The following is a 12,820-nucleotide window of genomic DNA, read 5'->3' on the forward strand; positions in this document are numbered from 1 at the left end:
TTTGTTAATTCCTTTCTCCATTCTGAAGGATTTTTACAGCCTTTAGCAAAGTATCTTCATCTCCGACGTTGCCGGGGAAAATTACATAGGGAATACCGGGGAACCTGCTGTTTTCATCGGTCTTCCATACCGGGACGCCGGGCTGAATCTGCCCCAGTGCCAGTGCCCTCTTAACTTTAAGAGCCCTGGTTCCTATATCACTTGAGGTTATCCCGCCTTTTCCAACTATATATGATGGTGTAGCGGTCAGTTTTGATACAACATCTGTGAATGCCTCTGATATCTTTGCCGACCTTATAAGCGCATCCTCTTTTGAATCATTTTCCAATGTAAGCACTTTCCTTTTTGTAAAAACTACTGCAGTAATTCCTTCTTCTATAAAAGAGGAAACTATTTTCGAAACCCTTTTTGTCTCCTCAGAAAGCTCATCTGTAAGCACCTTGTCCGAGTCATACTCTATAAATTCCAAATTCTTTATTTCTTTTAATCTTTCAAGCTGAGACGTTGTCTTTTTAGTATGTGACCCGATCATTATCACTCCGCCTCTTTTGCTTTTAACCCCCATATCATCAGCAGATAAAAGAGGGATATCAGAAATACCGCAAACTGCTTTTACAAAGTCTGCTGCCGTTCTATACAGAAATTTTTTGCCACTCTCAATAGCTTTATACAAAGCTTCGCAGAACACAATAAGGTCATCCGGTATCTCTGCATTTACAATTATTGGTACTCCGTCCTTTGCAGAAACAAGCTTTTTTACCATTCCATCAATGTCGTTCTTCTTAATATCATCAAGACTTATAACTATAACGTCCTTGGCCTTCCATCTTCCCTCTGTCTTTTCTTCGACATATTCTGTCAGGTTCGATGACCTGTATCCAAAGGTCTCATCCTTTGCAAACTCAGTTTCTCCTGCAGGGACCAGCTCATCACCATATTTCACATAGTGAATATTATCTTTTGTTATTCTTCCTCCCGCATAAAAAAAAGGAGCAAGGATCAGACCATCAGTCTGCATCCCAAGCCCATCATATAAACATTCCCGGATTATATCCGTCTCCAGAGGAAAATGCCCTCTAAGAGTGGAATCACTTCTACTTATAACAAAAAATGATATCCCCGTTTCTTTAGAGGCAACTATAAGATTGCTCATAAGCTCCATGTGAAGCGCTTTTGTTTTTGAAGCAGTCAGTCCCCTTGAATTTGTAAGTATGTAAAAGAGCCTCCCATCTTCTTTTAGAGCATTTTCCAAAGTGTCCTTATTCCAATCTGTATAGACAGCCACATCGTGAACTGTCTGTATCCCTGTTGGATCATCATCAAGAACCACCCATTTTATTTTTTTAATATCTACATTTTTCATACACTAAACTCCGGCACATAAAGGAAAGTCAAAGCCCCAGCATTTGTCTTGCCTCTTTTACGCTTGCAACCTCTCTGTTACACTCTCTTACAAGATCAGCTGCCCGTTTTACAATAGGTGCATTGGTCTCTACTATTCTATCAACATCAAGATAAGCCGAGTCCTCGAAACCAATCCTTAAAGATCCTGCCCCCTTCATAAGAGCATATCTCATCATCTCCCAGTCTCTTCTGCCTGCCTGGGTATATCCCCATATAAGTTCATCACCATAAGGAAAAATTTCCCTCACATAACCCGACATGTGATCAAGAGCACTTTTAGTTGCAGGAAGCTCTCCCTCATGACCAAACACAAGAGCCAGTAAAAGAGGTCTTGGAAAATCAAACTCCTCTACAAGACCGGCAAGAGTATTTACCATACCAAGTTCAAAAAGCTCTGTTTCAGGAAACTTCTTATTAGCTGTCAGCTCTTTAACACAATATCTGACATCCTCTATAGGATTTTGATAAACGGCTTTCCCAAGATTCACAGAGCCCACATTAAGGCTTACAGCCTCAGTAAAATCAGCATAGCAAGGTGCGCATCTCTCTTTGATTGTAAGATCTGATACTCCGCCTGTAGATATCTCAACTATGATGTCACACATTTCTCTGATCTTTGAAACAGTCTCCTCAAGAAGTGAAAGATCAGATGTCAGTGCACCATTTTTATCCCTTACATGCAGATGCACCATTGATGCACCGTTTTGATAACACTCATAAACATCCTTCGCGATTTCTTCCGGTATTATTTCATGAGGCGCTGCGCTTACAGGTGCAACGGACAAGATGACTTTACTCATTTATAACTCCTTTTCTGATAAGGGCATTTTTCAGTGCTCTGACTCCATATGCAGGGCTTGAAAGGACAGTTACTCCAAATTTGTCTGCAAGGAACTTTTCACAATATGCCATGCTTCCCTGGGCCAGGACTATCACATCCACGTCCCCTGCAATAGTCGCTGCAGATGCGCTCATTCTCTTTCTGAACTGCTCCTTATCAAGGCCAAAAGCATTGTCCACCAGGCACTCAGTTATGGAAACCTCTTTTCCGCATTCTCTTGCCATTCTCCTTACTGTATTGCAGGTGGGATCAAGGGTGGTTTTAAGTGTTGCCATAACACCTATACGTTTGCCTTTCTTTACTGCATCAAGGCACATATCTTCATCAATTCTGACAATAGGCACTCCCAGGTATTTTGCTGTAATCTGAACACTATCAGCCACTTCTCCAACAGATGAGCATACATTTAATACCGCATCACATCCCTGCTCTGCAGCATTCATGAACATCTTGATAAGTCTTGCAGCAGGAGCCGTCGTAACAAATCCTGCCTGCCTTACATCGGCCAGTATGCTTCCATCCTCCTGTGTATATATTTCAATATCATCACCAAGGACACTTTTTATTTCACGGTTTACATCTTCAATCAGTTCAGGTGTAGTACTTGTATAAACAACTCCGATTTTCATAACATCTCCCTTTCCTTTTTTGCGTTTTGCAGCTCCGACACCATATTTAGCGCCAGAATATTCCAGTTAATGAAACCGCCGTTCATAACAGGCTTTCCGGTAAACGGATCATAGTATTCATGCATGCATCCGTTTTCTTTCAGATCCTCATAAAGAAGGTTCATGCTCTTTTCGCACATATCCTGCGCTTCTTCATAGAATCCATAATTCAGCATGCCTTTAAAGATGCAATAATTCGCCACAAGCCATATGGGCCCAAGCCAGTTTGAAGGATTATTTGTCGCCTCAAGATTGAACATCTTTTCATTTTTACCAAGAGTGCATATTCCATAGTCACTGGTAAAGGCCTGCTCGTCATGATAGTGACGCCTTAGTTCCAAAGCTTCTTCCTTTGTGGCAGTTTTTGAAAGCATCGGCAAAAAACCGGACCAGACTGCTATTCTTATGGGAAGACTTTTCCAAAACACTCCAAGTCCCTTATGAAACCAGTCATATTGTCTTGTGCAGACATCCACATCGACTGAATAGAAAAAACCATCTCTTTTATCGAAGCATTCTTCATGAATGGCCTTTTCAAGCCCGGCTTTTCTCTCCAGATAAAGCTCTTCCTTTGCGGTATACCCTGCGGTCTTAAATATTTCTGCTGCGCAATCAAGTTCCATTACCATGAAGCTGTTCAAAAAAATATTGGCTGTAGATGACTTTGGTCTTCCAAAAGAAGCAGGGTCATTATCCATGCCGATCATGATATCATCACGCCACACGAAAAGACCTACTTTGTCGTTATAATAATTCTTGTAATAGCATTCGAAGTATTTATCGATGGAAGAAAGCTTATCGAGTATCCATCCGTAATCTCCGATTTCCCGGCTTATCAGACTGATCTGCTGGCATAAAAACGGCTTATGCATGTTCATAAGATAGCCGTTTTTATGTTGAATGTTCAGATAAGGTTCATCCCATTCTCCATTTTCTATCATCATCGGAATGTAACCATCTTCCAACTGCCAGTCAAAAAAGTTTAGGACATTTCCCTTTACATGCCTTATTATTTTCTCCGATAAATCTCCGCCTCTGAGAATTTTTCTTAAAGGCAAAAGTGAATAGGTACACCAATATGTATCCCAGTCCCAAACGTTTCCGTCATATACAGATCCGGGATCAGTGAAGGGAAATCGTATGAACCCAACCGGTTCTTTCATTACTGAATCTATATTGTTTTCCAAATACTCCAAAAGGAGTTTCGATTTCTCCATCTGCGTTTCTGTCCTTATCCTTTCACCGCTCCTGCCGTCATACCTTCAATTATGGTCTTGTTAAGTACCGTATACAGAATCAGCATGGGCAGAATACTCATAGATACAGAAGCAAATATCGCGCCCCAGTTCTTTGAGCCAAACTCATCTGAGAAATACATAAGACCTGTCTGCACTGTTTTCAGATTGGTGCTTGATACAAATGTCATTGAAAACAAGAGGTCATTCCACTTAAAGAAGAACTGAAGTACCAATACTGTGACAACGGCATTTTTCATAAGCGGCAAAACGACATAGTACATAAGTTTATAGATTCCGCAGCCATCAATTACTGCAGCTTCCATGATCTCATCAGGAAAGGACCTTAAATATCCTGTTACCAGATAAATAGACAGGGAAAGTCCAAAGGCCACATAGGATATAACCAGTGAGCCTGCCTTGTTATACAGTCCTGCTCTGTTGTAAATCTGGAAGAGCGGGATAAGCGCTGTAGCAACAGGCACCATTATTCCCAGCTGAAAATAATCAGCAACCAGCTTTTTATATCTCCACTGCATCTTGGTAACAGCAAATCCAACAGTTACTGAAAAGAAAACAATAAAGATAAGAGATAGCAGCGTGTACACAAGAGAGTTTCTAAAGAATGTTGACATGTGTCCTCTTGTCCAGGCATCTATATAGTTTTGAAAATATAATCCATGCGGCAGTGCAAATGCAGGAAATGCAGACCATTCGTACTGCTCTTTAAGCGATGCGGTGATCATCCAGAATATAGGATAAATATCAACCAGGCATATGATAATTATCACAAGCTTTATCAGCACATTGCTTATGATTTGTTTTGTTTTATCTGTCATTGCTCACACCCCATAAACTTTAATAATAGCTTTCTTTTTTATCAAACAAGTTAATGATTTTGGATCCGGTGATACAAAGAAGGAAAATGAAAATAGCTATAACGGAACCATATCCCACCTTATTGTAGGTAAATGCCACAGAGTACATATACATCGAAAGTGATCTGGTAGCATTACCGGGTCCACCATTTGTAAGGGCAAGTGCTGACTCAAAGAGCTTAACTGTTCCTGAGAAGCTAAATACCATACAGGTTATAATCATTGGTCTTAAAAGCGGCGCCAGTATATGTCTGAAAAGATTAAAGCCATTGCAGCCATCTATTCTGCCTGCTTCTATTACATCATCAGGTATATCAAGAAGGGCACCGTAGAGAATGATCGAATGAAAGCCTATGCCCGTCCAAATATCCATCACTTCCAGTGCTCCAAGTGCTGTAGATGCCTGTCCTATCCAGGGCTGTACCAGTGCTGAAAGTCCTACGGCATTCAAAATTGAATTGAGAAGTCCGTAGCTTGGCTGTATTTCATATATCTTGGCAAAAAGCTGACCAACAGCAACAGTAGGAAGGACAACCGGAAAGAACACTATGGTTCTCACTATGTTTTTGAATCTCCTCAGCCAGAAACGGAACATTAAAGCCATAAGAAGTCCGCCTCCTACCTGCCCGATCATTACAATTCCTATATATTTTAAATTCACAATCAGCGAATTGCGAAAGTTCTTGTCGGATAGTATTTGAATATAGTTTTTGGTTCCGGAAAACTCCCATTTAAGTCCGGGGGATCCGGAAAAGAAAGAATAATAAAATGACCACAAAACCGGCAGAATCACAATAATTGAGTAAAGTATAAGTGCCGGTATAACAAATAAACCTATAGCTCCCTTATTACCGAGTACTTTTTTCATAACCAGGCCTTTTCCTTTTCATAAATCGAGCGGGCGATAAACAGACACCGCCCGCTCGTATAGATTTGCTTCGTAAAACTTATTGATCAGCTTACTCCAGAGCTGACATATCTGCTGCATCCTGAATTGACTGCATATAATCTTCAGGAGTCATCTCGCCGGAGAGAAGCATCTGAACATTGCTCTGAGCTGCATCTGAAATCTCAGAATTCATAGTAGCTTCATACCATGTAAATGCACTCTGAGCCTTGCCGATCTCATCCAGTACAAGCTTTGTATAAGCCGTCATATCAGAAGCCTGTGTGCTGTATGTGTATCCCTTGATAGAGCCCTGTGTTGTCATTGCTTCGTCACCGATATGCTCTACAAAATACTTAACAAACCACTTTGTTGCTTCGTCTTCCTTAGCTTTGCTGAGGCAGAGGATATTACCACAGTTCATTGAGTAGGAATCGATTGCGGATACTGACTCATCAACAACAGGAATATTGAAGAATCCAATGCCATCCTCGCCTGCTGCATTTGCAGATTCATCATTAAGGTTTGATGCAAACCATGAGCCGTTATAGAAAATTGCTGATTTGCCGGTCATAAGCATTGAACCTGCAGTATTCATATCTACTGTGTTTACGCCTTCTCCGAAGTAGCCCTTGTCTGCCCACTCCTGAACCTTAGCAGCTGCTGCAACGTATCCTTCATCTGTATAGGATGTCTTGCCTTCTGCTGCATTCTTAAGAGCATCAGCTCCAAGACTTCTTACTGTATATGCGTTTATAAGACGTGTAGCTCCCCACTTATCAGCAGCGCCGCAGGAAAGGGGCTGTATGCCTGCATCCTTAAGCTTTGCCAGATCTTCTTCAAACTCATCCCATGTTGCAGGTGCCTCAGTGATGCCAGCCTGCTCGAACAGAGCTTTGTTGTACCAGAAGCCTTCTACATTAAGTCCTAAAGGAAGGTCGTAGATTGTGTCTGTTCCTGACAGTGTCTCAAGAAGAGATGTAGCTGACGGAGTAACAAAATCTGTTGATCCTATTTCTTCAAGCATTGCTCCGATATCTACAATCTGATCAGCCTCAATAAGATCTACGATCGGCTTTCCTGATTCATAGACAAACATATCCGGAAGGTCATTTGACGCAACAAGTGTTGCTACCTTCTGTCTAAGGTCATCTGATGATACAAGTTCATATTCATATGTGAAATTGGGATTAACTTCCTGATATGCTTTACAGATATTGTTGATAAGTACGCCGTTATCATTATCCTCAGCCCAGATTGAAAGAATATGGAAATCTTTCTCAAGCTGCGGATCCTCTCCGGAAAAATCACCTGTAGCTGCTGTCTCCTCAGCTGCTTCGGTCTCCTGTGTCTCTTCTGCTGCTTCTTCAGTAGTTTCTTCAGAAGTCTCAGCAGCTGCAACTTCAGTAGTTTCTTCAGAAGCTTCTTCTGTAGCTGTTTCTGCAGGTGCCTCAGTACTTTCAGCGCCGCCACCACAACCTGCAAGTGTTCCGAGAATCATTGTCGAACTCATTAGAATTGCCAAAACCTTCTTTTTCATAAATCCCTCCGTAAAGAAAATTATTATAGTTTTGGATTCGTATTGCTACGAACCGGTTACATTTAGTAGGATATAGCATATTCATTTACGGAAATAGGTGAATTTTTATATATTATGTTGGTTTTTTTTAGATTCTTTTAATTATTTTGGTTTTTATTAACATATTCCTTATACTCTCTAGGAGATTTTCCTGTATATTTTTTAAAAATCTCACTGAAGTAATGAACATCACTGACGCCTACCATGGAAGCTACAACGGACACCTTATTATCTTCCTTAAGAAGCTCGCAGGCCTTTTCCATCCTTATCCCTGTCAGATACTTAATATAGGTTTTTCCAACTGTATCCTTAAAAAGGACACTGAGGTATGCAGGGTTCATCCCTACAAGCTCGGATAACTCCGTAAGTCCGATATCCTTATTGTAGTTTTTATCAACGTAGGCAATAATCTCGTCAATGGCCTTATGTCCACTGTCAGGCTTTTTTACATCTTCCTCATCTGTATCATTTTCTGTTCCCTTTAGAAGCCTTTCTTCAACCCGCTTTAATGTATCGGAAAGTTTATCTATGGTTACAGGTTTTGTTATATAGTCAATTACGCCAAGACGAATAGCTTTCCTGGCATATTCAAATTCCTGATATCCACTGATAACTATAAAGGCTGTCTCAGGGCAAAATTCCCTGCACTGCTCTATAAGAGACAGCCCATCCATGTAAGGGATTCTGATGTCCGTGATCACTATATCGGGCATGAGATTTCTTATTACTCTAAGAGCCTGCATTCCATCATGGGCAGATCCTACAACCTCAGCCTCTGCATCAATTCTTTTCAGAATTGCTTTTATGCCTTCTATTACCAGGATCTCATCATCTATTATGACCAGTCTTTTCATGCATTCACCTACTTGCCAAAGTTTTCTTCCATCATCTTGGCCGTTGTAATACGCGGAACCGTGATGGTAACTCTTGTTCCATGTCCGGTATTTTCAAACACCGGCATATACTCTTCACCGTAAAAAAGCTTTATTCTCTCTCTGATATTTCTGACGCCGTAACCACTTTCAAGCACAGTCATATCCTCTATTCCTACGCCGTCATCTTCTACAATAAAAGTCATGTCATCACTTCCAAGTTCTCCTGAAACGGTAACTGTACCTTTATCAGCCTGGGTCTCAAGGCCATGGAAAACTGCGTTTTCTACCAGGGGCTGCAATATAAATGTAAGAATCCGCTCTCGCAGTATGTCTGCTCCCATGTTTATTTCAAGGCTGTACTTGCCTCTGAAACGATAGCTTTGGATTTTCATATAGGCCTGTATTCTTCTGACTTCATCTTCAACCATTATTAACTTGTTGCCCTTGTTTAAGGTCAGCCTGAAATTCTCTGAAAGAGCCTGGACAAATTCCGCTATTTCATCCTCATTTTTAATGATTGCCATCATGTAGAGGGTATCAAGAGTGTTATACAGATAATGAGGATTTATCTGAGTCTGCATCAACAAAAGCTCAGCTTCTCTTTCCTTTAGTTCCGTCTGAATAAGTTTTTTCTCAAGCTCAAGATTATTATTTACAACATCCTTGAATTTCTGTCCTATGCGTCCCGGCTCAGAGTCATCAAATTCAGTATCGACATGGTAATTTCCCTCTCCAAGGCTCTGTATATTTTCCTCCAAAAGGTATAACGGTCTTGTAATATATCCGGATATCATATATGAAATAGGTAACGCTATCGCAATCAGAATAGCGCCTATCACGATATCAACCATGGCAATATATTTACTGTGGTTACCAAGCTCCGCTTTACTTATAACATTTATTATGTCCCAGTCACTTAGGTTATTATGCCTGCCCTCAAAAAGATAATCGGGATTTTCCGCTTCAGAATAATAAGCAGCAGTTACCTCCATAAACTGCTCTTTGGAAATATCTGCTGTCGCATAAACAAGCTCATAGGAGTTCTCATTTTGCCTGTCTTTTGCCACAATCATCTCATAGTCGGTTCCATAAGCTTCATCCATTCTGCCAAAAGCACCTGAAAGAGCATTTTCTTTTCTTATATTCATGATAAGAAATCCGATATGCTTGTAATTAACAGGATCTATTATTTCCTTAACCAGTGAAAAGGTCTCATTCTCATCATCAAATATCACATTGCCGGGGTAAAAAACCTCTTTTCCCTTTGCCTCTGAGGCATCTTCGATAAATGATTCTGACAGGATTTCTTCTTCGTAATAATATTTTTGAACTTTTCTCAGATTATCATCATTCTGCGAGACAAAGGAAATATTTCCATAGGCATTTACTACAAGTATGTCTCTGATTTCATTATTCGAAGAAATAATGTCCTGTAAAAATTCCTGGATTATTTTGTTCCTTGATGCGGAAAAAGTTCTGGTTTCTTCATTTCCCTCCTTCAGGCTCACAATAAAAGCATTTTCTGTAAGAAGAGATCTTGCCTGCTCTACATCAGATCTAAGGCTTAGTTTTATTACTTCACTGGCAACTCCCAATGAGTTCTCATAGGCCTTGTAATATTGATCTTCTATTGTCTTTCTGGATACGCTATAGACTACTATTCCAAGTATGAGAGCTGTTAATAGCGACAACCAAACAAGCGCCAAAAAAATTTGGCGCTGAATGGAAAGTCTGAAAAATCCAATTTTCTTTAATATGAAACTCACCTATTTACCCTTATGATCATCTAATGTCGTATACGCTCTTAAGTCTTAAATTCGAAGCATCACCTGAAATAATATCAACTGTCACTTCGCCTGCATTCATATCAAAGTAGTTATCTGAAAGAATAAGGTCTTCATTGTCGTTAAGAATCTCAACACCTCTTGCATAGCTATCTGCTTTAACGGTTATCTTACCGTCATGAACTGTAGCAGAAAGGTTAGGATTCTGATACTTAAAATACTTGGGCATTGTGAAGATAACGGTTCCTGATGAAACAACCTTGCCATCAACCTCTACTTCGTAGCTTACATACTGACTGAACCTGTCAGCATCTGCAAAATCCACTTTCTTTGTCCATGCGCTTGAAAGAGCAGGTACATGAATAGTACCGTTACTTCCTGTACTGCCGGCATTCTCTTCTCTCTCAGAATCAAATTCAGCCACGCCTTCTTTAAGGATTTTGCCTGAAGCATCTCTTAAAGCCCAGCGAACCTTTGCATCTATATCCTGTCTTGTCTCGTTGGCAACGCTGAATACCGCCTCCTGCTTAATATCTCTGGGAAGCCAGTTAAGCTGCTGAGGATTGGTCATCTCGCCCTCTTCCTGACAGGAAACAAGGATAGGTGCAAAGAATCTCTTCTCTGCATAGTGGAGAGCCTTAAGTCTTCCGCAGTAGTCGATACTTGCCCAGGAAGCAACGGGCCAGCAGTCATTTAGCTGCCATACTACAGCGCCCATGCAGCGTCCGCGGTTTCTTCTAAAGTGCTCAACACCATATCTTATGGCATCTGCCTGAAGCATCTGAGATGCGTAGATAACGGTCGCAAAATCACTGGGATAGCGGTAGGTCTGCTGCATGTAGTTCATTATCTTACCGTTTGCAGCGCCGTTTCTCTGGTGCTTCTCCATAATATAGGAGAAAACATTCTTATCTTCAGGATCATCAGTAAAGCTCTCAACAGTTTTCTCTGCAGGGAAGGACTGGAATCCAAACTCTGAGAGGAATCTGAAATAGAACTGTCTGTATGCTGAGAAGGGCTGGTTACCATGCCATACTTCCCAATAGTGAACATCTCCTCTGTTCTCATCATTGGGTTCATCAAAACATCCGCCTGAAGAAGGTGAAGCAGGCCAGTAGTAAACATCAGGAGCATACTCCTTCATCATATTAGGGATGATATATTCGAACATTATTGTATAATCGCGCTTCTCTGTCTTCTTTGTAACCCATACGCCATAATCAACGAACATCTCCATCTCGTTATTACCGCACATAAGTCCAAGGGATGCGTGGTGGCGAAGTCTTAAGAGGTTATCCTTGAACTCTGCCTTGATGTTTGCCTCAAATTCAGGAGTAAGATCATATACACCGCAGGCAAACATGAAGTCTTCCCAAACAAGAAGTCCAAGCTCGTCACAAATATCAAAGAACCAGTCATCGGGATAGTATCCGCCGCCCCATACTCTTATGGAGTTGTGGTTAGCAAATACCGCTTTTTCAAGGAGCTTTCTTGTAACTTCAGGGGTAACTCTTCCAAGAAGATGATCCTCAGGGATATAGTCTGCACCCATTGCAAAGACCTTTACGCCATTTACAACAAAGCAGAATTCATTGCCCCATTTATCTTTCTGAGTGCTTACCGTGCAGGTTCTAAGACCGATTTTTCTCTCCCATACATCAAGCGTATTTCCTGCATCATCTTTGAGGGTTACCTTAACTGTATAAAGAGGCTGCCTGCCGTGGCCATTGGGCCACCAAAGCTTAGGATTATCAATCTTAACTTCTGTACCCTTAACATCCTCCCAAAGACTATCTACTGCATTTGTAGGTGTCTGGGCACCGCTCTTTGCATAGTTGAATATAGCATCGCTTATCTCCATATGCTCAGAAGAGATATTTTCGCAGTTTATCACTTCACCATCAGGAGATGTGATTTCAACGTCAAATTTCAGATCATTTTTATCTACAGACAGATCTCTTATGGACGGCTTTAGCTCCAAAACAACGCTTCCGCTTTCATTGCCTGCATCATCAATCTTCACATTGTCATGATTCTGACTGATCAAAACAGATTCAAATCTCGCCTTGTTAAAGCAAATGACAGAGATTGGTCTGAATATTCCGGCATCGGGAAGGTGTGCGCCCCAGTCCCATCCAAACATGCAGTGCGCTTTTCTGATATGAACAAAGCCGGGCATTGCATCATCTGTACCCTTTGTAGGAGCCTTCTCATAGGCCTCTGCAATGAATTTTGTGGGAGAATGGAAATAAACCTTAAGCTCATTTTCATCCTTAAGAATATCTTTTATGTCAAACTCCCAGGTTCTGTGCATGTTATTGACATTACCAAGAAGCGTTCCGTTCAAATATAAGTCCGCAATGGTATCAAGACCGTCGCAGTGGAGCATTACAACATCAGATGAATCTGCATCCGCAGGCTTTGCGAAATTACAGATATACTCATAGTCTTCATCCATGAGCTTTAACGCTTTGTCTTCGTTATCCTTGAAAAAAGGATCATCCATTTTACCTTCTCTTAGAAGGTCAGTGTAAACAGTTCCGGGCACTACGGCATTTATCATGTCGCCATCGCCCACTTTGTGCATTTTCCAGTTTTTGTTAAGTTCCATTTTGTTCATGTCAGTACCTCACTAGAAATTCCAATCATAGATAATTTTCGCTCTTTACA

Annotated in this window: 10 protein-coding genes; all 10 read right to left on the minus strand. The window is 41.0% G+C overall.

The features are described 5' to 3' along the window. Positions 1-4 precede the first annotated feature (4 nt). Entirely contained in the window at positions 5-1,363 is a 1,359-nt protein-coding gene (locus G610_RS20555) for a four-carbon acid sugar kinase family protein (RefSeq protein ID WP_242829642.1), read from the minus strand. A 28-nt stretch (positions 1,364-1,391) separates the two neighbouring features. Further along, positions 1,392-2,204: a 3-keto-5-aminohexanoate cleavage protein gene (locus tag G610_RS0110635; RefSeq protein ID WP_026524777.1), complete on the minus strand. Its 813-nt coding sequence runs from the start codon at positions 2,202-2,204 to the stop codon at positions 1,392-1,394. Then, positions 2,197-2,874: an aspartate/glutamate racemase family protein gene (locus G610_RS0110640; RefSeq protein WP_026524778.1), complete on the minus strand. Its 678-nt coding sequence runs from the start codon at positions 2,872-2,874 to the stop codon at positions 2,197-2,199. Before G610_RS0110640 ends, G610_RS0110635 begins: the two co-directional genes overlap by 8 nt. Beyond that, on the minus strand, positions 2,871-4,130 hold the full coding sequence (locus G610_RS0110645; protein ID WP_026524779.1) for an MGH1-like glycoside hydrolase domain-containing protein: 1,260 nt from the start codon (positions 4,128-4,130) through the stop codon (positions 2,871-2,873). The genes G610_RS0110640 and G610_RS0110645 overlap by 4 nt, the downstream gene beginning before the upstream one ends. A gap of 14 nt (positions 4,131-4,144) precedes the next feature. Beyond that, entirely contained in the window at positions 4,145-4,987 is an 843-nt protein-coding gene (locus tag G610_RS0110650) for a carbohydrate ABC transporter permease (protein WP_051197930.1), read from the minus strand. Positions 4,988-5,006: 19 nt separating this feature from the next. Continuing rightward, entirely contained in the window at positions 5,007-5,894 is an 888-nt protein-coding gene (locus tag G610_RS0110655; protein ID WP_026524781.1) for a carbohydrate ABC transporter permease, read from the minus strand. 91 nt (positions 5,895-5,985) lie between these two features. Next, a complete protein-coding gene (locus G610_RS0110660) occupies positions 5,986-7,452 on the minus strand; it encodes an extracellular solute-binding protein (protein WP_026524782.1) in 1,467 nt (488 codons plus the stop codon). 137 nt (positions 7,453-7,589) lie between these two features. Beyond that, positions 7,590-8,345: a response regulator transcription factor gene (locus G610_RS0110665; RefSeq protein ID WP_026524783.1), complete on the minus strand. Its 756-nt coding sequence runs from the start codon at positions 8,343-8,345 to the stop codon at positions 7,590-7,592. 8 nt (positions 8,346-8,353) lie between these two features. Beyond that, the gene (locus G610_RS0110670) at positions 8,354-10,057 is read right to left on the minus strand and encodes a sensor histidine kinase (RefSeq protein WP_155831007.1); all 1,704 of its coding nucleotides are present in this window, start codon (positions 10,055-10,057) and stop codon (positions 8,354-8,356) included. A gap of 91 nt (positions 10,058-10,148) precedes the next feature. Beyond that, positions 10,149-12,770, minus strand: coding sequence for a beta-mannosidase (locus G610_RS0110675; RefSeq protein ID WP_026524785.1), 2,622 nt, complete (start codon positions 12,768-12,770; stop codon positions 10,149-10,151). Positions 12,771-12,820 lie beyond the last annotated feature (50 nt).

This window comes from Butyrivibrio sp. MB2005 (assembly GCF_000424285.1).
Lineage (GTDB): Bacteria > Bacillota > Clostridia > Lachnospirales > Lachnospiraceae > Butyrivibrio.

Bases quoted from the DNA above. Each gene is read 5' to 3' on its own strand.
- G610_RS20555 (WP_242829642.1), bottom strand. From the start codon at position 1,363: ATGAAAAATGTAGATATTAAAAAAATAAAATGGGTGGTTCTTGATGAT.
- G610_RS0110645 (WP_026524779.1), bottom strand. From the start codon at position 4,130: ATGGAGAAATCGAAACTCCTTTTGGAGTATTTGGAAAACAATATAGAT.
- G610_RS0110635 (WP_026524777.1), bottom strand. From the start codon at position 2,204: ATGAGTAAAGTCATCTTGTCCGTTGCACCTGTAAGCGCAGCGCCTCAT.
- G610_RS0110675 (WP_026524785.1), bottom strand. From the start codon at position 12,770: ATGAACAAAATGGAACTTAACAAAAACTGGAAAATGCACAAAGTGGGC.
- G610_RS0110660 (WP_026524782.1), bottom strand. From the start codon at position 7,452: ATGAAAAAGAAGGTTTTGGCAATTCTAATGAGTTCGACAATGATTCTC.
- G610_RS0110650 (WP_051197930.1), bottom strand. From the start codon at position 4,987: ATGACAGATAAAACAAAACAAATCATAAGCAATGTGCTGATAAAGCTT.
- G610_RS0110665 (WP_026524783.1), bottom strand. From the start codon at position 8,345: ATGAAAAGACTGGTCATAATAGATGATGAGATCCTGGTAATAGAAGGC.
- G610_RS0110655 (WP_026524781.1), bottom strand. From the start codon at position 5,894: ATGAAAAAAGTACTCGGTAATAAGGGAGCTATAGGTTTATTTGTTATA.
- G610_RS0110640 (WP_026524778.1), bottom strand. From the start codon at position 2,874: ATGAAAATCGGAGTTGTTTATACAAGTACTACACCTGAACTGATTGAA.